Raw genomic sequence first — 20,709 nt, 5'->3', positions numbered from 1 at the left:
TCGGCCTTCTCGTCCGATGGGCAGTCAAAACAGCTAGGCAGAACAACCCTGACTGAGCGCCGGTACGCTCATGCGAATTTGTCCACGCCGCCTAGCGTCCGACAGTGACAGGTTGGGATATGGGAGGCAAACCGATCATAAGCGAAGGCGATTCGTCGAATCCGCGTCTCGACGGGATCGATCTCAAGATTCTGGAAGAGCTGCAGGCGAACAGCACCATCACCTATCGCGCGCTGTCCGACCGGGTGGCGCTGTCACCCAGCGCCTGCGTTGCGCGGGTCAAGCAGCTTGAACGGCTCGGCATCATTCAGGGCTATCATGCGCGGATCGCGGTCGAGCGGGTACGTCCCACCCTGATCGTCATGGCGGAGCTCGTGCTGCGCAATCACGCCATTGCCGAACTCGACCGGTTCGACCGCTTCCTGCTCACCCGTCCCGAAGTGGTGGAAATTATGCGCGTGCAGGGACCGTTCGACTATATCCTCAAGCTGGTGATGGCGGACATGCGCGAATGGCGGACCTTTGCACACCGCCTGCTCAGCCCCGAAAACGGTGTCGAACGGATGGTGTCGCACATCGTCATTGAAGAGCCGAAGGTCTTTACCGGCTATCCGCTGCGCAACGCACGCTGACTGCGCCATCAGAGATGTGCGTCGAACCATGCAAGCACACGGCGCTGAACATCCTGCTGATGCACGGGGTCGTGGAACCAGTGCGGCTCGTCGGGATATTTCACCATCTCCGCAGGTTTCCCCAGCATCTTCAGCCCACGATAGAATTCCAGACTGAGGGTAATCGGCACGCGGGTGTCGTCCATGCCGTCCATTACCAGTACCGGGGTGTGAACATTCTGCAGCATCCGCGCCGATGACCTGCGGTCGTAATCGGCCATGTGGGTGGTGACGTCGCCAAAATAGCCCAGCGGGAAATCGGGTGTGTCGGTAATTCGCGCAAAGGGCACCAGATCGGTCGGTGCAGCGCCGACCACGGCGGCCTTGAACCGGTTCGTATGCGTAACCGCCCAGGCCGACATGAAACCGCCATAGCTCCACCCACCGATGCCCAGCCGGTTCGGATCGGCAATCTTGTCCTTGATGAGCGTATCGACGCCGTCCATGATATCCTGATAATCCATCCCACCCCAGTCATTACCGACCGCACGGGCGAAATCGGTGCCTTGCCCGTCCGAACCGCGCGGGTTGGGGAGGAACACGACATAGCCGTGCGTCGCCAGCATCTGCGCCCATTCGTGCCAGCTACCCAGCCATCCGGCCCACCACGCCCATTCCGGACCGCCATGGATCTGCACCACCATCTTGGTCGGCGTTCCCGGTCTGTAGTCCGGCGGCGTCACGAGCACACCATAGATGGTCTTGCCGTCCTTGTGGTTCTTCCAGTGTATCTGGCGAACCTTGCCGAGTTTCCAGTGTTCGACCTCGGCATTGATCCGGGTGATCGGACGCGCCTTGCCATCCGCAATCGTCCAGACATCGCTCGGTCGGTCGGGGCTGGAAAGCTGTGCGACCATCCGCTTCCCATCGGCGCTGACGTCAAAGTCGCTGGATTCGCCGTTCAGGGTGACGACCGGCGTGACCGTGCCGGTATCGGCAGCGATCCGCACGATGTTCGAACGCGTCTTTTCGAACGACAGTGCCAGCACAGACTTTCCGTCGGTTGACCAGCGCACATTGGTAAAGAGAGCAGGGTATGCATCCGCCAGCGCGCGGACCGTACCCGTCGCCACATCGCAAATGCGCACGCCCAGGCCGATAAAGCCGGGCAGCCGGATCGCTTCGCCCAGTACGGATTTGCCGTCGGGGGACCAGAACGGCCCTTCCGCCGCATGATCGAGCAATGTCTTGCCGACCTTTCCGGTTGCCGGATCGAACAGCACGATGCGCGAATGATAGAAATAGTCATTGATGCCGGGCGTATCAGCGATGCGCAGCGCCATCCGCTTCCCGTCGGGCGACCAGTCCATCGCGCTGACGTTGATGCTGCCCGGTGACACGCGCCGGGCGGTGTGGGTCGCAAGATCGAGAATCCACAAGCGGCTGAAATGCGTGTCGTGATCAACCTCGATCCAGTTTTTACCGGCGGCCTTCGCGGCTTTTTCCGCCGCCGTCTGCGGGTCGACACTCAGGAAAGCGATTTTCGTGCCGTCGGGCGACCATGCGATGTCCGTCACGTCCGAGGGCATGGCGGTGAGGGGGATCGCCTCGCCGCCATGAACCGGCATCAGCCAGAGTTGCGTCGAGGATGTACCCGGCTGCGGAGTCGCAGCAGGCGGTGTGCCGGCGACAGGCGGGCTCGATCCGGGAACCGCCTCCATGGAGAAGGCGAAACTGCCGTCCTTGCCACGCAACAGCGGGTCCGGCCGGTTCGACAGGAAAGCGACCCATTTACCGTCGGGCGACCAGTGCGGGGCAGCGTCCACCCCGGCGCTGACGATAAAAGGGCGCGCCGGGGCGCTGCCGTCGCCTGGCACCGTCCAGATCGTCCGGTGGGGCGAGTTGAATGTCGACATCTGCTGCTGGACGGTGAACAGCACTGTTTTGCCGTCCGGCGACAGCGCGACGTCGCGCATGTCGTGCAGCTTCATGATATCGGCAGGTGTAATCGGTCCGCCCTGTGCGGCGGGCACTGGGTTCTGCGCCTGGGCAGGCCGTATCGCTGTGGCAGCCGAAAGCACCAGCAGAGCGATAGCGACGATACGGCTTGCCATGGCCCCCATTACCGCAATTTCCAGTCGACCCGAAGACCGAAGGTGCGCGGCCGCACGATCGAATAGGCAGGCGCCGCCTGCGACGTGAAGGGCGCGTTCAGAATGCCGTATTCGTTGAATACATTGTCGGCAAAGGCCATCAGGCGGAACTGATGCAACAGCGTGACGCTCGCCCGCAGGTCGAAGATGTTGAAATCGCCGCGGGTACTGTCGGAACCGAACGCCACCGGCGCTTTCGACAGATAGCGGTGGGCAATCGCCAGCGACGGCTGACCGGGCAGGTCGTTGCGATCATAGTTGATCGTGCTGGCGACCGACCATTTGGACGAGCCGGGAAGCGTCGTTCCCGTCTGATAGCCGCCGCCCACGGCAAAGGTGTCGGGAAGAAAGCGGGTCAGTTCGGCGTCGGTATAGGTCACGTTGGAACTGACGTTCAGATGCGGCGTCACGGCAAGCGAGCCGGAAAATTCGACGCCGACGACATTGGCGCTGCCCGCATTGGAAACATAGGAATAATATTGCGGTGCCGGACCGAACAGCCGCGCCTGAATGCCTTTCCAGACGATATCGTAGACCGAGGCGTCGATCGTCAGGCGGTCCCATAGCGTCGTCTTCACGCCTGCTTCGTAATTGTCGACCGTATCGCTGGCATAGGAGGTAGGAATGGTCGCCAGCAGTCCGGCATTCGGGTTGATCCCGCCGACGCGATAGCCTCGCGAATAGGTGAGATAGGCAAGCAGATGCGAATTGGGTCGAATGGCAATCGTCGCCTTGGGCGTGAAGCCGTTTTCCCGTTTGTCGACATGGCCGGACAGATCGACGGGGCTGCCGCTGACGAAGCCCGCTTTATTGGTCACGTCGCCTTCTGCGAGAGTATCATAATAGCGGCCGCCGACTGTGAGCTCGAGGCCTTTGACGGGCTTCCAGGTGACTTCGCCGAAAACTCCGAAATCGGTGTTGAGAGTGTCGGAAAGATATCCGTAAATGCGATCATTGGGTGCCAGCACATCGCCGGAATAAGCGAAATCGCCAGGATGTGCATTGATGTAGCTTTCCGCCCCGGGGGCGAACATCTGATCGAAATAATATTTCTTTGCCCGCAGATAGCTGGTGCCGATCAGCCAGGTCAGCGGCCCGTCCCCCTTTGAAGCGAGCCGCGCCTCGATGGTTTTGATGTTGGCGTTGGCATTGGCATAGTCATAGGCGACGTTCGGTCCGGTAAAGGTGCCGGTGACATAGCCATAGGGATCAGTGAACAGCGTGTAGTTGGTTTTCTCATCGACCGACCCGAGTACGGTCAGCGTCGCGAAATCGCCCAGATCCTGATCCAGTCGCAGGCTGTTGAGAAAAAAGCTGGTCTTTTGCGGCTCTTCCCGGCCCGTGCTGCGGGTGTAGCTGTGGTTGACGCTGATATAGGTCTGATCGTCGAGTTTCGTGTCCTGATACATCGACAGATAGGTGATTTTCGTCCCCTCGGCAGGCGTAAAGACGATCGATCCGCGCAATCCGCGCGTGCGCAGATTGTTGGTGGCTTTTTTCGGCGGGGTGAGACCAATATTGTCGATATAGCCTGCGTCATAGCGTTGCAGCGCCATGACCCGCACCGCAAGCTTGTCTTTGATGATCGGCAGATTGACCATCACCTTGCCCGCATAATTGGGCTGGCCGTCGGCATTATGGGTGTAGCTGACAATGCCTTCCGCCGCCGCATCCACCTTGCTCGGATCGGCGGTATTGACGACATAGTTGACGAGACCGCCCAGCGTGGAGGAGCCGAACAACGTGCCCTGCGGCCCGCGCAACACCTCCACCCGTTTCAGGTCGAATGTATCGACATCGGGAATGGCGATCGGAAAGCCCGGTTCAACGACATTGATTTCGTTGATGTAATAGCCGACCGTCGTCTGGCCCTGTTCGTGATAGGTGGTCGCTGCGATACCGCGGATCACCACTTCGGACACACCCGGCTGATAATCGTTGAACACCACGCCCGGCAGCCGGTTGATATAGTCGGAAAGGCTGTTGGCGTTCATCTTTTCAAGCTGGTCGCCGCTGATTGCGCTGATGGGCATGGCGACCTGGCTCAGGCTTTCAGCACGCTTGGTGGCGGTGACGATGATATCCTGAGAAGCGATATCCGTCTTGGCCGCGCTAGCCGTGGTTTTGGAAGAAGCTGCCTTGGTGGCAGGCGTATCGGTCTGAGCCGCTGCGGGTACTGCGATCAGTGCGGCGATGGCGGTGCCTGCTGTCCACAGGAGCCTGCGCTGGATTTGTGCGGTCATGCTCGATTCCCCCAAAAGTTAAGCGTTGCGTCCGAATCCTCTCCGGCAAGAAAAACCACCGGCTTTACCGTGTGGAGTCTTGGATTTTCGCCGATATGCGTCGATCGACCGACTGCAACAAAAGCGTCAAGAGAAAGTCTATGCACCGTAATTCGGTCGGTCCAGCGGCTTAATTTGGCTAGTTAAAGTATTGATATACTGCAATATTGATGACCTATACCGAACATTGTGCGGTCTAACACATGCTGCACCGCACAAAGTTCGGTTCAGGTGCGCAACAAACGTTCAAAGTCGCTGTTCTCTGCGCATCAAAACGCGTTTAACCCTTATAGTAATTGAAACGGGGTAACATGCACCATTCGGACGCCATGCTTTTGCGGCCTGTTCGTAGTACTGGCTTGCGCGGTCTGCCACGTGATCGCGGCGGAAAAGTTTGTGCATTCGCGACGCGCTGTTCCCCCGGTCGCCACTCTTCTCGCGATTGAACGGAGAACGTCCCGTGCCGCTTACCCGATCCGACGCCTGGGCGATTGCCCGCAACGACGCCCATGCCCAGGCCGCCATGGTTCGCGATGGCGACGTTGCCGGAGATACACTGGTTGAGGCCGCAATCCTGCGGATTGAAGAGCTTGACCCCAAGCTGAATGCGGTAAGCTATCGTGCGTTTGACCATGCCCGAAAGGCACTGGACGCCGTGGATATGTCCGCGCCCATGGCCGGGGTACCGATCCTGCTCAAGGCGTCGCTTGCCTATCCCGGTTTTCCGCAGACATCCTGCTCGCGCGCGAAAAAAGACGCGGTGGGCACCAGCGCCTATCCCTTTACCCGCCGTCTGGATATGGCGGGGCTGGTGTCCGTGGGAATGTCTGCGATGCCCGAATTCGGCCTGTTGTGCAGCGGGGAGGCGTTGCTTACCGGGCCGACGCTGAACCCCTGGGATATCACGCGCACGGCGGGCGGATCGAGTACCGGAGCAGCGGTTGCGGTTGCCGCCGGAATGGTACCGTTTGCGCATGCCAGCGATGCCGCCGGATCGATCCGTTTGCCGGCATCCAATTGCGGTGTTGTCGGCTTCAAGGCCAGCCGCGGCTGGAACCTGCGGGCGCGTGCGCATCACCTGATCGACGACCTGTTGTGCAACGACACGCTGATGGCGCGTTCGGTTCGCGATGCGGCATGGGCGCTGCGCATGGAACGGCGAGCCGGAATCGAGATTACGGAACATCCGGATCGCCCCCTGCGGATCGCAGTCGATCTCGACGGGCTGGGAGGGACAGCAGACGACGAGGTGGCGGACATCATCCGGCAAACCGCCAGCCTTTGCGTCGATATCGGGCATCAGGTCGAAGCCGTAACCATGCCGATCGACCGGTCCGCGTTGCGCAATGCGATCTTCACGCTATGGCCCTATCTCGGCGGCGACCTGGTCGACCAGTTTTCTGCGCTGCATCCCGAAACGCCGATCGGCGATCTCCTCGAACCGTGGACCATCGGCCTTGCCGAAGCGCGCGAGCATATCACGCCGGAGCAGCTTGAACGCTGCTACACCGCCATTGTCGAGGGGCAGCAGGCGGTTGCTGCCTTTCATCAGGACTGGGACGTCGTCCTGTCGCCAGTGACGCGCTCTGCGCCACTGCCCGTTGGCGCCATGGCCCCGACACGTGCCTTTGCCGATTTGTGGCAAACGCTGTTCGACTATGTCGATTACACGCCGCTGCATAATCTGGTCGGTACGCCCAGCGTTTCGCTGCCGCTGGGGATGACGCAGGAGGGGGTGCCGATCGGATCGCTGTTCTCCGGCGCGCATGGATCGGACGATCTTCTGCTGATGCTGGCCGCGCAGCTTGAAGCGGCGGCGCCATGGGCCGATCGCTGGCCTGCCATGGTCCCCATGCCGGTCGAGGCTGTCTGAGCGTGCCCCGGCGCGCTGCACCGATCACGATTCGAAAGCCGCTGGAAGCGGTCCGGCTGGATGCCGAGACCGCCGGGATGCATCGTACGCTTGGGCCGGTTCAGCTCATGCTGATCGGGATCGGCTGTATCGTCGGTGCGGGCGTATACGTGATGACGGGAACGGCGGCGGCCGAATATGCCGGACCTGCGGTAATTCTGTCCTTTGTGATTGCCGGGCTGGCCTGTGGCTTTACCGCGCTATGCTATGCGGAACTGTCCTCCGTCTTGCCGGTTTCGGGCGCGTCCTACACCTATGCCTATGCTGCACTGGGCGAAGTCACCGCATGGGCTTTGGCCTGGATGCTGATGCTGGAGTTCGGTCTCGCCAGCGCGGCTCTGGCAGTCGGTTTTTCCGGCTATCTCAACAGCCTGCTCGGCGATTTCGCCGTGCATATTCCACCAGCGATCCTGCAATCGACGCTGGTTGCGCAGACAGGGCCGCAGGGCACCCGGTTCGTTTTCTCTCCATCGCTCAACCTGATTGCGCTGGCCAGCCTGGCCGTGGTCGCGCTGATCCTCATTCGCGGCATTCGTCATTCGGCGGCGGTCAACACGCTGCTGGTGATCGTGAAGGTCGGCGTGCTTCTGGGGTTCGTCGTGGTGGGTTTCGGTCATGTCGATACCCACAACTGGACGCCCTTCATTCCGCAAAGCGAGGGGAGATTTCGCTATGGCGTCGCGGGCATTTTCCGCGCGGCGTCGATCCTGTTCTTCGCCTATCTCGGCTTTGAAGCGGTGGCGACGGCCGCAGCCGAAGCGCGGCACCCGCAACGCGACATCCCTATCGGCATTCTGGGCGCACTGGCGGCAAGTACGCTGCTATATGTCGCGGTCGGCCTGACCATGACCGGGCTGGTGCCCTTTCGTGCGCTTGGCGTACCGGACCCGATCGCAGTCGCGGTGGAAGCGGTGGGGGCACCCGTCCTCTCCATCATTATCAAGGGCGGTGCGCTGACCGGTCTCGCCTCGGTGCTGCTGGTCAATACCTATGGCCATTCGCGCATCTGTTTCGCCATGGCGACGGACGGCATGTTGCCCGATGCGTTTCGCACGCTCCACCCGCGTTTCGCCACGCCGGCGACGGGGACGATCATCATCGCGGCGATTGCCGGGATAGCGGCTGCTCTGTTGCCGATCACATTGCTCGCCGATCTGGTGAGTATCGGTACGGCCTTCGTCTTTTCCGTCGTCGCGATCAGCACCATGTGGCTGCGGACCGCGCATCCCGATCTGACTCGTCCGTTTCGCGTACCGCTGGGCGGAATATGGGTACGCGGCGTCTGGATCGGAACCGTCCCGGTTCTGGCTCTGCTCTTCTGCCTCACCATGATGGGACCGGTGCTGATCGACATTGCGGGAAAGGCGATCGGCGGCGACTGGATTCCGGCGGCGATTCTGGGTGGATATATTCTGTGCGGTGCTCTGCTTTATGCCGGATATGGCTATCGCCACTCCCGCCTGGCCGGGGCGACGACCGCATGAGTGTTTTCGATCCGAAATCCTCCGCCGATCTGCTGGCGCTGGTGCGCGACTGGCCGCTGGCGACGCTGGTATCCAACGGCAGCGACGGCTTTGCTGCGACCCCGTTGCCGTTGCTTGCCGAAACCGATGCGCAGGGCCGGATTGTCGCGCTGATCGGTCATATCGCCCGGCGTAATCCGCAGCATGACGCGCTGTGTGCCGATGGACGGGCGGTGGCGTTGTTTCACGGGCCACAGGCCTATATTTCGCCGCGAATTGTCTCCAAGGCGAAATGGGGGGCGACCTGGAATTATGCCTTTGCCCGCTTTCAGGTGGAGGTGAAGATAACCCCCGAGCGCACTCCCGCGGCGGTGGCCATGCTGGCCGAGGCACTGGAAGGGCGTGGAGAAAAGGCCTGGCGCCCGGAACAGATGGGCGAACGCTATGACCAGTTGATCCGCCATATCGTCGCCTTTCGCGCGACGGTTCTTTCGGTCGACGCGCGATTCAAGCTGGGACAGGACGAAGATGCGCAGACCTTTGACGAGATTGTGAAGGCGTTCGAAGGCCAGCCGCTGGCACGCATGATGAAGGAGCAGCGTCCAAAATGAGCATTGCACGCAGGCGCCAGTTCTGGACGGCGGTACATCGCTATATGGGCCTGACGACTCTTGCGTTCCTGTTTATTGCGGCAGTGACGGGGTGTTTCCTGTGTTTCGATCAGAAGATCGATGCGGCGCTCAATTCCGATCTTTTCTATGTCCAGTCCACCGGGCCGGTGTTACCTTCGACCAAGGTGATCGCGCATCTGGAACAGGCTCGGCCCGATCTGATCGTAACCAAATTCTCGCTGCGGGATCAGCCCGGCCGCAGCATTCAGGCGTCGGTGATGCCGCGTAGTCCGAAAGACGCGTTGGATTTCGATCAGATCTTCCTCGATCCGCACAGCGGACAAGTAATCGGCACGCGCCAGAGCGGGCCGGGGCTCGACCGGCGCCATATTGTCGAGACGGTCTTCATCTTTCACTACACGTTGCTGGCCGGGAAATGGGGCCGCTGGATTATGGGCATTGCCGCGCTGGGCTGGCTGATCGGCAATGGCATCGGTTGCTATCTCACCCTGCCGGTGGGCACCCCCTTCTGGCGCAAATGGAAGCGTATGTGGTCGGTCAATTTCCATGCGCGGCTGCGCTGGCTGATGGTCGACCTGCACCGGGCGAGCGGCCTCTGGCTGCTGATCGGCCTGACCGTGCTTGCTTTCACGTCGGTCGCGATGAACTTTTTCGATGAAGTCTATCAGCCGGTGGCATCGGCGATGTCACCCGCCCGACCATCGCCCTTCGACAATCCGGCAGCAGGCAACCCGCAAGCGGCGGGTTCGCAACCAATCGGTTTCGCGGCGGCATTGTCGCAAGGAGACCGGATCGCGCAATCCCGAAACCTGCACTGGCAACCGGCGGTGGAAACTTATCTGCCCGACCGGAATCTATACGGCGTCATGTTCACGCCGACAGGGTATGAAACCTATCGCGACCTTGGTCCCGTCACCTATTATGTCGATGCGCGAACCGGCGGGTTTGTGTATGCCGACGATCCCTATCATGACAGCGCAGGACGAAAGGCCACCCGTATCCTGTATCCGCTGCACAGTGGTGAGGTGATCGGCCCGGCGGGTACGGCGATCATCTTCCTGCTTGGCCTGGCGACCGCGGAAATGTGTGTTTCGGGCCTGTATATCTGGTGGAAGAAGCGAAAGAAGCGGCCTGTGCGTTCTTCCGGGTAGGGTGTGCATGGAACTGCACCAGCCGCAACCGGCTTCCCAAACCGTTCTGCACCTCGCCTCCAGAGTGTCAGTTTGCTGCAGCGGTGTTCAACGCATCCAGTGACGCTCTTCTGTCAGCGTTTCGCCTTTCCTCGATACCCCGAAAATTATCGCGACATTCCTTTAGATGGCGCTCGACCGTATACTCCGCATTCGGCACTTCGGCAGGGCTCAGCTTGGTATCTTTTCGAATGCGCTGCGCCAAATCCAAGGCCCGAAGCCTCAACTTCGCTGCTTCAAGCAGAAGCTCGAAGCCCCCGCCGTCAGGGGGCTCCTCCCACCTGAGATAGTCGATCATCGATTGAGCAGAGTTGCGGGCAACTCGGAACGCATATGCCTCCTCGGTGAAGCGAATGCCAACTCGTTGCCATTCGATCTCTTCGGGGAATTTTGGAAGTGGCAGCAGCCCGGAGTGATCTGTTCCGGCATGCCCGCCAGACGAGTTGTATGCCTGAATTTCACTCAATAGCTCAGAGTAGTCCGCAGCATATTGTTCGAAAAATAGGGAGAGATGCAGTGCTGAGAACCGACCTTCCCGACCATGTTGCCACCGATCCTTCAACAGAAGCGCCACTTGCGCGGCACCAGCTGTCGCAACTGCGGTGAAAAGAATGGTTAGAAAGGGGAGAGAAGCACGCATGTTTTGGTCTTTTCTAAGCCTTGGCTGGAGCCACTGCCGCTACCCCCATTTTCCGTACTCACTCCATACGAAATTAATGGATTGCCTCTAAGCCTTTGAAAAGCTGGCGCACCCGACAGGATTCGAACCTGTGGCCTCTGCCTTCGGAGCAATTTAGCCTGTCTATCCTAAATGCACGACAGGGCACGCTACAATGCGATATCTATCTAAAACGCCTAGACAATTCGGATTTTCATGCCGAACTGTCTATCCAGAATTTCGCTCTGATATCCATCCGGTTGCTTCCGTGGTGCTTCCGCGGAAACAGCCCCTCATCAGCGAGGGGAACCCCTCATGGCAAAGCTGACCAAAAGAATCGTGGACGCTGCCGATGTTCGCGAGAAGGACTATTTCGTCTGGGACGACGAGCTGCCCGGCTTCGGTCTCCGCGTGTTCGCGTCCGGCAAGCGCAGCTATCTCATTCAATATCGCGCCGCCGGACGCACGCGACGCTATACCATCGGTCTGCATGGCGTATGGACGCCGGAGACAGCCCGGCAGGAGGCGAAGGTCCAGCTGGGGCGCGTCGCGCGCGGCGACAACCCTTCCGAAGAGCGCCAGCTCGATCACAAGGCCATCACTGTCAAGGAGCTTTGCGCTCTCTACACCGCTGACCTGAACGCCGGCCTCATCTTGGGCAAAGGCGGGCGGCCGAAAAGGCCGACCACCATCGTCACCGACACTGGTCGCATCGAGCGGCACATCATTCCACTGATCGGTGCGCGCCGGGTCAAGGATCTCACCAAGGCCGACATCAACAAGGTCTTGAAGGACATCATGGCCGGCAAGACACGCGTCGCCGTCAAGACGAAGAAGTTGCGCGGCAAGGCCATCGTGCGCGGCGGCGCGGGCACGGCGACTCGAACGGTCGGTCTGCTTGGCGGCATCCTCACCTATGCCGTGGACGCCGGCATCATCGAGAGCAATCCAGCGCACGGCATCAAGAAGCCCAAGGACAATGTCCGGAATCGCCGGCTGACAGAGGCGGAATACCGCACCCTAGGCGAGATGCTCGTGAAGGCCGCAGAAAACGAAAAGTATGCAATGACGGTCGAGATTATTCGGCAGATCGCGCTCACCGGCTGCCGCCGCTCGGAAATGATTTCGCTAATGTGGATCGAGGCCGATACCGATGCGAGTTGCATGCGCCTGGTGGACAGCAAGGAAGGCGAGTCCATTCGCCCCATCGGGCTTCCTGTCGTCGATTTCCTGGAGGAGCGCCGCAAGACCGCCACGGGCACCTATGTCTTCCCCGGCCAGGGCGAGGACAATGCCTTCGGCAGCTTCCCAAACCATTGGGAACAGATATTCAAAGACAGCCCGCTCGCCGACGTCACACCGCACGTCCTGCGTCACAGCTTTGCCAGCATCGCCAACGACCTCGGCTTCACCGAGGTGACGATCGCGGCGCTGGTCGGCCACTCCAAGGGCTCGGTGACGAGCAAATATATTCACACGCTCGACACCGCCCTAATCATGGCCGCCGATACGATCTCCGGCTACATCCAAGGGCTGCTCGAGGGGATCGAATTCAAGCAGACGGCCTACGCACTGGATCGTGACTCTCGCCGAGCTGCGCTCGACCTCTTCCTGACCAAAGCGGTGGGAGAGCCGGCGAACGAAGCCGAAGAGCCGCGGCTTGCCGCCTAATCTACTGATGGTGTTAAGGAGCCAAAGTCCGTCGGGGCTTAGCGTAGCGGTGAGCACTTCATTGCCGGACGCGATGCAGTCGAAAAAGCTTTTCGAAGAAATCGGCGATCTTCGGTTCAGCGCCATCGCCGACTAGTTCGTTCGCCCCAAACCGGTAGACCTCATATCCGGCAAGACGCAACTCACGGTCAGCCGACACCATGTCTGCATAGACCTTCAGTGACGGATGGTCGTTCTCCGAGAAGTGGTGCTTTCCATCGACCTCCAGCACGATGCGTTGTCGCCCAGGGAGAAGCAGCAGAAAATCCATGCGCTGACGTGGAAGAGGCAGACGATGACGTAGGGTTTTCACGACGGCTGGGTCATAGTGAAGATAGACCTGCGGCAGGAGGGCCGGCAGAGCCTCGCCCAAGACGGATCGATAGGTCTTGAAGTATGTGGCGAAGAGCTTGCGTTCGGCGTCCGAGGCCAAGGATTCTTGGAGGCGCGCTCCGAGATTTGCTGCATTGGTTCCTGGTGTGAAATCGCTCCACCAAGCGACAAGTTCGGACCAGAGAAGGCCGTTCGAGCCGATCGGCCGGTCGTAGACCAGGCAGCTCTCTTCGCCTGATAGAATCACGATGTCGTTGTTGATCGCGTCGGCGAAGCCGATCTCCGGCTTCGGGCCTCGCGAGGCAAAGATCAAGTTCTTGGGGCGACCACCGACTCCGCGCACCAGAGGGCGGAAGCCGAAGATCGGGTGACCAGAAAGTTCGCCTTCCTGCGCCAGCTCGTAGCCGTCGCGTGCAAGGATGTTGTTCAGGGCGGCGACCATCTGCGCCTGCTCGTCTCCCGACCTGGAAAGGGGGTGAACGGCTTCTTCGAGTAATGCACCAAACCTGGCTCTGGAGCAGTCGAATGCGCCGATTTCACCAAACAGATATTCCACCGACCAGTCGCCGGGATTGCGATCCATATGCTGAGCGATCTGATCGCGTAGGCTGCGACCGCTGCTTCCGAGGAAGCCTTCAAGCGGCGTGGAGAGAGGGAAATAGCGTCCGACCATCTCCACCGTGCTGCGCTCGCCGGCGAGGTCATCTCCGAAGGCACGCGCGACATCTCGTCGTGTGATGTGGGTCAGAGGCGGGTCGTTTGCCTCGATGACCTTACGGCTCGCTTCGTCGAGGGCGATGTCGCCACGATGAGCGGCGAACTTAAGCGCAAAACGCGCCAGTTCCTCTCGTGTAAGGTTCGCTAGCGTCAGGTCGATGCGCTGCCGCTTTGAGAGACCCTCCGCGTTAGGCACGACCAATCCCGCGATCCGCTGCGGCTCCTCACTCAGCTGGGAGTGGGTCATCGCCTGCAGAAATCCGGCGAGAAGCCCATGAAGGTCATCTGCCACGGCCTGTTTCCTTCTCCGCCGACATGACGGCAGCGAGCAAGTCGTGGCAGGTCACGCACGCTCCTTTCGCGATGGGCGCGCGTTTCTGGTCGCCAATCCAAGCGTGGAGCAAGGCTATGGTCTCCCTTTACGCATCGGCTGTCGGCCAGCGCAGCTTTCCGCGGCCGACACGCAAGGCTTCCACTAGCCTCGTGTCGCCCGGCAAACGGCCTGAAAAGAGGCTGGGCTTGGGATCGACAGCCGGCTTCTTGAACGCGGCGACTCGCTGATAGTCGGGCGTGGCCAGCCAAGTCCGCCCATCGCCCTCGTCAGTGACGATCCGATAAAGGCCAGCACGTGGGGCGGCCGCGCTATCGAGCAGGCGCTTGTAATGTTCGACAGACCACTTCTGGATGCCGCCGCTGAGGGCTTCGGTTCGGAACCGCGCCCATAGCGCGGCCGTGTCGGGCGTCGGCCAGTCGCCGGCGTCCGTGTAGGCTGTGATCTCGTCGGATTCGAGCCAGGCCCGCATCTCGGCGGGTGTGACGAAGACTGGCTCGGCATCCTCGATCGCCGCCATGGCCGCGCGCCGTGACGGAAGGCCCGCGCGGATTAGCATCGACATCATGAATTGCGGGACGCCGGTTTCGACCGCCGCCGCGGCGCCGCCCGCCACCTTCTCCGGCGACCAGCCGAGGGACATGCGGCGGGTACGGATAGCTTCCAACGCCCAGACCAAGCGATAGGTGAAAGCCTCTTCGACCGCCCGCATGTTCTGCGGTCCGATCTTGGCGACATCATCGCCAGACACCCAACTCCGCAGGATCGCCTTCCAATTCGCCGGCAGTGCATTGGCCTTGTCGGGAATGAAGGGCCGCATGAACAGTAGACGCTCACCGAGACCGCCGAGCGCATCGACAAGCACGTCGATGTCGCCGCTCAAAGCCGCTTCGTCTGCCTGGTCGATGAGTTCGGCCAGCTCGTCGGCCATGGCGTCGATGGTGAGGCCAGCTTCAAGCCCGACGCCCATGGCGAAATGTCCGCGTCGTGCCTGCGCCGTGGTGGTCTTCCAGATGAGATCGGCGCGCGCCTCGAACACCTTCCTGTGCAACGGGGCGACGTTCTCGTCCTCGCGGGCGATCTGGCGCGCCCAGAGCGATCCCTTGAGCGCCTCGTCCAAGAGCTTCGGCAGGTCGGCGCGATCGGAATCGAGCGCTTCGATCAGACCGAACACGGTCGCATCGAGTCGTTCGACGATTTGCGAAAGCGGCTCCTCGTCAACGGTCTCCTCTTCGTCATCACCGCCGCCTTCATCGTCGTCGCCATCAGCGTCGTACTCCGCACCGGCCGCCAGGCGCTCGGCGACCGCGGCTTCCTCTTCGGGCGATCGCCAGGCTTCGCGGGCATTGGCGAGATATTCCCAAGCGTCGTCGCGATCCAGGACACCTTCACGGGACAGGCGCTCAAGGATCTCGGCGACAATCTGGATGAGGCCGCTCTTCAGCGTGCGGGCCTTGGCGGAGGCGACCAGCTTTCGCCACTCCTTCTTTCGCCAGTCAATCTTGTCGAACATGACGTGGACGATGAGGCCTTCGACGTCCACGAAGGCGCGCCCGGCGCGGCCGGCGACGTTCGCGAACTCCTCGCCTTTGATCTTCTCGGACGCCCGATACAGCGCTGGCACCAACAGGACCGCGGCGTTGAGGTTGAGGCCCTGCGATAGCGTCGGCGACGCGACGATGACTTTCAGGATACCCTCGGACAACAGAGCTTCCAGCTCGCGCAGAAACGGGCTCGGCAGCCGGCCGTGGTGGATGGCAACGCCCGCCTTCAGGCAGGCAACGGCGGGATGGTCTTCGCCCAGCCATTCCTTTCCAACCTCCAGAGCGCGGGCGATCGACGCCTCATCCTCCAGCAGCGAGTCCAGATAGCCGCGCTTGCAAAGGTCCACGACTTGTTTGCCGTAGCTCTCGACCCAATTCGCCTGGGTGGAAAAGATCAGGGTCCGCTTGCCCTGGCCGGCGAATTCCCATGCCGCGAACATGGCGAGGTGCGAGTTCTTGCGCGGATAGGGCTTCTTCTCTTTCCCACGCGCCGGTTTCTGCACGACGAATTTGTCGAGGAACGGGCCATCGTCGTCGAGGTCGAGCCGAAGCAGCGCGTCCTTGCCCCGCCAGGTGAGTACGCCGAACCGCTGCCGCGTGGGGCGCCAGTCGGAACGCACTGGCTCGCCCGGCTCGTCGGAGCGTATCCATGCGGTGAGATCGTCGAGTTCGTCGCCGCTAGGCAGAATCGCGGAGAGGCAGACAATCCGGCGTTCGCCCGCGTCCGCGCGCCGAAGCAGGCGTTGCACCAGCGTCTCGTACCGGATTTCGCGCTCTGTCGGGCCGATCATGTGGCCTTCGTCGAGGACGATCAGGCCGACATCATCGATCAGTGACGGGTCGCTTCTTAGCGCGAAGTCGAGCTTCTCGGGCGTCGCGATGATGATTTCGCGGGAGCGCAAGGCGTCTTCATCGCCGGCCGAAAGGCCGCTGGCGCCGTAAAGCGAGGAGACGCTGAATCCGAGGGGCGCGAAGGTCTTTCTGAAAGATCGCTCGGTCTGCGCCGACAAGGCGCGCAGCGGCGTGACGATCAACACCCGGCGCGCCGATGACAGGGTCATCAGTGCGGCGATCTCAGCCACCCGCGTCTTGCCGGCGCTGGTTGGCAAAGCGACGACCAGATCGTCAGTGACATCTGTTGAACGCTGGGCCGCTTCGCGCTGCGATGGCCATAGCTCCACCTCGGAAGTCTTGCGCGCGTAGAGCGACGAGATGAACAGTCGGCGTAGGTCCGGGTATTTTTCCTCCGTCCCCTCTGGCGGCTCGGTCGGCAGATTCTGGTGCAGCGAATGCTGCCAAAGATCGTCGATCAGATGGCGGCAGAGGTTCGATATCCACCACAGCGGAACATTTTCCGCGTTGTCTGCCAGGCTGACCGCGGTGGCGAGTAACGCCCGTGCGCTCTCGATCGGCTCGGTCTCGCCCGTCTCGAGCGCGAAGTCAAAATGCGCCAAGGCACGGCAGATCGTCGTGTTGAGGATGGTCGAAAGCGCCTCGTCAACATCCGGTTCTTCGCCCCGTAGCGCCTCGGCGATCTGCTCATCGCCGTGAGCCTCGTCGTCCAACCACTGGCGAACGAAGCCACGCAATTGGCCGAGATCGCGCAGGATCAGGTGTCGGATCGCCGTCTCGCCCGGCGAGGCATTGAGATCGTCCGCAGTCTCGTTGAAGAGCGAATACGCGACGGCTGAGAAACCGGCGAGGTGATAGGCTGCGGCGGCAATGGTGCGACGGAAACCACGGTCCGGCGACTCCGGGTCGCCGTTGCGCACCAAGGCTTCGAAGGCGTTGGCAGCACGTTCGAACGCTTTGCTGGTCAGATCCAAAGCGCCAGCCTGAGCACGCAAGGCCATCGCGCCGCGAAGCAGGGCGAAGCCGTGTTCGGCGAGATCGGTTTCGATTGTCACACCGAGGGGCGGCGCATTCGCCGGCAGCACGCCCGCCTCACGCATCAGCGACCACGCTGCACCGCGATAAAGGAGGCGCCCGAGGATGCCGTCGACGGTCGCGGCCGCCAGGAACGCGGTCAGTTCGTCAATCGTCTCCAAGGTCTTCCGCCTCCTGGTACATGGCCGCGATGAAGTCCTGGTGATCTTCCACGTGGATGTTCACGACGTAATGGTCTCGATTGGTTCCCGTGGCGTCGAGGTCCTCTTTCAGCGAAGCGTGCGGGCCATTGCCCGACACGGTGAAGAGCATGTGGTCGATGCGATCGGCGCGGAGGGACTTCACGCCAACCTCGTCACGGAGGCTACGGCCCAGCGCGTTGTCGTCCGGATCGTTGCTCTCCAGCAGCCGGTTGGCAACGAATAGCAGGGAGTCGGGCGTGCAGCGGCCTTTATCGCGGTTGAGCACCTTGCGAGCGCTCGTGACTGTGGCCTTGCCGAGTACCTTGTTGCTCTTGGCTTCGCCTTTCAGAAGCCAGAGCTTCTCGCCGGCCCCATCGTATCCGGCGCCGATGAAATCGTCGCCGCGCATGGCCATGTTGCGGCCGTCCTTATAGCGGAGGCGGCGCACGGGGACGCGCAGGCCAATCTCTTCCTCGACCAGTTCCGTCGCAAGAATCTCGCCGAGATCGCCGGAGCGGCCTTTGGCGGTTTGCGGCATCGCCTCACTGAGAATCGTAGCCGCGACCTTGTATCCGAGCCGCTCGACGTCTTCGGCGATGCGTTCGAGCCGATCGTAGTGCGAGCGGATAGTCTCGGCGAGGTCTTCGCGAATCTCGTCGCGGCCGCCATCCTTCTCGACATAAGTCCAGTAGCGTTTGCGCTTGTCTTTTTCTTTGGTGGCGTCGCACCACCTCTCATACAATCCCACGCCGTCCCCCCGCTACCATCATTGCGCTGCACAGTTCGATCAGTTGGTGATCTCTGCGCATGCGCTCAATTCCACAGACACGACAGTGGCGCCGCCGCCAGGCGGTCGCCGAACGGCACGACGTCTGCGCTGTCATAAAGGACCACACCGAAGGCAAAGCGATCCCCGCACGCCTCGGCCAGTGCCCGAAGGCCGGCGAAGTCGCCGGCCTTTACCGTGGCGCTCGCCTTCACCTCGATCCCGACGATCATGCCGTCATCGCGCTCAAGCACGATATCCACCTCGCGCATGTCCCGGTCCCGGAAATGATGCGGCGTCAGTCGCAGATCCGAGGCGCTCATCAGCTTCAGCACTTCCGAGAAGACGAAGCTTTCCAAGAGCGCGCCGAATGTGCTGCGATCGGCCTTCACCCTGTCGAAGGTGAGCCCGCGCACGGTCGCCAACAAGCCGGAGTCGAGAAAGTGCAGCTTGGGCGTCTTGACGATGCGCTTCAGCGCGTTGCAGAACCACGGCTGCACTGTCGTGATCAGGAACACCTGTTCGAGCAGTCCGACATAACGCTGCCCCGTCTTGTGGGTGACGTTGATGCCGGCGGCGAACTGCGAATAATTGACCAACTGTCCCGAGTGCTCGGCCAGTAGCCGCACGAATTTCGGAAGCTCGGTCAGTTTCTCCACGTCGGCGATGTCGCGCAGATCGCGCGTCAGGATCGACGTGAGATAGGAGCGTAACCAGTCCTGTCGCCGTCGCTCATTGTCGCGACTGATCGCCTCCGGAAACCCTCCGACCAGGACGAGTTGGACCAGATCGTCACCGACGATCGCGTCCCGCTGGCTTTGGGGCTTTCCCTCGAAAAGGTGCTCGAGGAAAGTCGGCGTCCGGCCTTCGATCTCGGCCCTGGCCAGCGGCAGCATCTGGATGGTCTCCATCCGTCCGGCCAGGCTGTCGGCGATCCGCGGCAGGGTCAGCACGTTTGCCGATCCCGTCAGCAGGAATCGTCCAGGCCGATAGTCCTCGTCGATCGTCTTCTTGATCGCCAGCAGCAGGTCGGGCGCGCGCTGGATCTCGTCGATGATGGCCTGGTCCGTTCCCCTGATGAAGCCGGCCGGATCGGATTGGGCCGCCGCGAGAACCGTCTGATCGTCCAGCGTGATATAGGTTCGGCCGGCGTCGCCCATCTTGCGGACGAGCGTGGTCTTGCCCGCCCGGCGCGGCCCCACGATGAGGACCACCGGGGTATCCGAAAGGGCTTCTTCCGCCCGTCGCTCTACAAACCGTCCGAACATACCAGCTCCGAATCCAGCTAATCGGGATTATTGGGCCCGGCTGTTTGGGAGTCAATGATCCGCTAATTGGGAGTGATTGGACCGCAATCTGGGAGGCTTGAAGGGGAAGGCCTTCCCCTGCGGTCGAGCCCAAGGTCTCGGCCGACCCCTTCAGCGGGGAGACCCCCAGGCTGTGCTAAAACCCACGGATCGGGCAAGCCTGTCCGGCGATCCTGAAGCCGTTTCACGGGCAAATGGCGTTGGCCGAGAGCGACCAACGCCCGAAATTAGCCGGCCGTCCGTTGAAAACCGGGGTACAGCCGGGAAGCGGAGTGGCGGATCTAAAGCGCCGGCTTTGGAATGGCCGCCGTTTCCGGAGTCGACTTCCTGCCGTGCATGAACGCCTGAACCATGAACCATGCGAACGCGAAGACGCCGAATGCGAACACGACATCGCCGGGCACCCTTGCCCAGACCAGCGCCTGCATGATCGGGCTATGGATGAACTCCGCTGAGCGCGCATAGGCATAGCCGTGCTCGATGCTGGCATAAGTTTGCAGGATGCCCTGCGGGAGCAGCGACAGGAAGGTCATCATTCCAAGGCCGATATTGAGCGACCAGAAGGAGATCCTGATCCATTTTTGGTTCCACCGGGTGACGTCTGTCAATCCACGCATGCAATAGAGCGTGAGCCCCAGGCCGAGCATGCCATAGACGCCGAACAGCGCGGCGTGGCCATGGTTCGCCGTCGTGTTCAACCCCTGCATGTAATAGAGCGCGATCGGTGGGTTGATGAGGAAGCCGAACAGGCCGGCACCGACCAGATTCCAGAACAGGACGGCGGCGAAAAACATGAACGGCCAGTGGTAAATCCGTTCCCACTCGGCTTCATGCTCGACCTTGTGCCGCGTATAGGCTTCGAAGCCGACCACCAGCAGCGGCACCACTTCCAACGCCGAGATCATCGCGCCGACCGCGATCACCGACGTCGGCGTCCCGCTGAAATACAGGTGATGGAAGGTCCCGAGCACCCCGCCGAACAGGAAGATGATCGTCGCGAACAACACCATCACGGTGGCGGTGGAGGTTCG

14 protein-coding genes are annotated in these 20,709 nt (G+C 61.4%); 6 read left to right on the top strand and 8 right to left on the bottom strand.

What is annotated here, in order from left to right:
- The first annotated feature begins 119 nt into the window (after positions 1 to 119).
- The gene (locus FHR23_RS16195; RefSeq protein WP_184006082.1) at positions 120 to 632 is read left to right on the top strand and encodes an Lrp/AsnC family transcriptional regulator; all 513 of its coding nucleotides are present in this window, start codon (positions 120 to 122) and stop codon (positions 630 to 632) included.
- 8 nt (positions 633 to 640) lie between these two features.
- On the opposite strand, the gene FHR23_RS16190 is transcribed toward FHR23_RS16195, so the two are convergent.
- Both FHR23_RS16190 and FHR23_RS16185 read right to left on the bottom strand, forming a co-directional pair.
- Positions 641 to 2,725: a S9 family peptidase gene (locus FHR23_RS16190; RefSeq protein WP_184006080.1), complete on the bottom strand. Its 2,085-nt coding sequence runs from the start codon at positions 2,723 to 2,725 to the stop codon at positions 641 to 643.
- Positions 2,726 to 2,733: 8 nt separating this feature from the next.
- Entirely contained in the window at positions 2,734 to 5,007 is a 2,274-nt protein-coding gene (locus tag FHR23_RS16185; RefSeq protein ID WP_184006078.1) for a TonB-dependent receptor, read from the bottom strand.
- A 499-nt stretch (positions 5,008 to 5,506) separates the two neighbouring features.
- Here FHR23_RS16185 and FHR23_RS16180 point away from each other — a divergent pair, with 499 nt between their 5' ends.
- Genes FHR23_RS16180 through FHR23_RS16165 form a run of 4 tightly spaced genes read left to right on the top strand, consistent with a single transcriptional unit; the run spans position 5,507 to position 10,204 of the window.
- Positions 5,507 to 6,919, top strand: coding sequence for an amidase family protein (locus tag FHR23_RS16180; protein WP_184006076.1), 1,413 nt, complete (start codon positions 5,507 to 5,509; stop codon positions 6,917 to 6,919).
- Entirely contained in the window at positions 6,868 to 8,442 is a 1,575-nt protein-coding gene (locus FHR23_RS16175; protein ID WP_184006074.1) for an amino acid permease, read from the top strand. The genes FHR23_RS16180 and FHR23_RS16175 overlap by 52 nt, the downstream gene beginning before the upstream one ends.
- Entirely contained in the window at positions 8,439 to 9,032 is a 594-nt protein-coding gene (locus FHR23_RS16170; protein ID WP_184006073.1) for an FMN-binding negative transcriptional regulator, read from the top strand. Before FHR23_RS16175 ends, FHR23_RS16170 begins: the two co-directional genes overlap by 4 nt.
- Positions 9,029 to 10,204, top strand: a complete 1,176-nt coding sequence (locus FHR23_RS16165; protein ID WP_184006071.1) for a PepSY-associated TM helix domain-containing protein — start codon at positions 9,029 to 9,031, stop codon at positions 10,202 to 10,204. The genes FHR23_RS16170 and FHR23_RS16165 overlap by 4 nt, the downstream gene beginning before the upstream one ends.
- 67 nt (positions 10,205 to 10,271) lie before the next feature.
- On the opposite strand, the gene FHR23_RS16160 is transcribed toward FHR23_RS16165, so the two are convergent.
- Positions 10,272 to 10,883, bottom strand: a complete 612-nt coding sequence (locus FHR23_RS16160) for a hypothetical protein (protein WP_184006069.1) — start codon at positions 10,881 to 10,883, stop codon at positions 10,272 to 10,274.
- Between the two features lie 333 nt (positions 10,884 to 11,216).
- Between FHR23_RS16160 and FHR23_RS16155 the strand changes: the two genes are divergently transcribed.
- Positions 11,217 to 12,572, top strand: a complete 1,356-nt coding sequence (locus tag FHR23_RS16155) for a tyrosine-type recombinase/integrase (RefSeq protein WP_184006067.1) — start codon at positions 11,217 to 11,219, stop codon at positions 12,570 to 12,572.
- Positions 12,573 to 12,630: 58 nt separating this feature from the next.
- Here the strand turns inward: FHR23_RS16155 and FHR23_RS16150 are convergent, their stop codons facing one another.
- The 5 genes from FHR23_RS16150 to FHR23_RS16130 form a co-directional block, all read right to left on the bottom strand.
- Positions 12,631 to 13,953: an AbiJ-related protein gene (locus tag FHR23_RS16150; protein ID WP_184006065.1), complete on the bottom strand. Its 1,323-nt coding sequence runs from the start codon at positions 13,951 to 13,953 to the stop codon at positions 12,631 to 12,633.
- 127 nt (positions 13,954 to 14,080) lie between these two features.
- Positions 14,081 to 17,584 (bottom strand): DEAD/DEAH box helicase, encoded by a 3,504-nt coding sequence (locus tag FHR23_RS16145; RefSeq protein WP_184006063.1) that lies wholly within the window; start codon positions 17,582 to 17,584, stop codon positions 14,081 to 14,083.
- Complete coding sequence (locus tag FHR23_RS16140) at positions 17,571 to 18,353, bottom strand: HamA C-terminal domain-containing protein (RefSeq protein WP_184006061.1); 783 nt, start codon at positions 18,351 to 18,353, stop codon at positions 17,571 to 17,573. Before FHR23_RS16140 ends, FHR23_RS16145 begins: the two co-directional genes overlap by 14 nt.
- Before the next feature lie 65 nt (positions 18,354 to 18,418).
- Positions 18,419 to 19,639, bottom strand: coding sequence for an ATP-binding protein (locus tag FHR23_RS16135; RefSeq protein ID WP_184006059.1), 1,221 nt, complete (start codon positions 19,637 to 19,639; stop codon positions 18,419 to 18,421).
- Positions 19,640 to 19,959: 320 nt separating this feature from the next.
- Positions 19,960 to 20,709 (bottom strand): cbb3-type cytochrome c oxidase subunit I (locus FHR23_RS16130; RefSeq protein ID WP_184006057.1); only part of this gene is annotated, 750 nt, incomplete at its 5' end.

It is taken from the genome of Stakelama sediminis (assembly GCF_014199335.1).
GTDB classification, from domain to species: domain Bacteria; phylum Pseudomonadota; class Alphaproteobacteria; order Sphingomonadales; family Sphingomonadaceae; genus Sphingomonas; species Sphingomonas sediminis.
The sequence above is the reverse complement of the archived record's forward strand: the minus strand, read 5'-3'. Positions and strand labels throughout refer to the sequence as shown.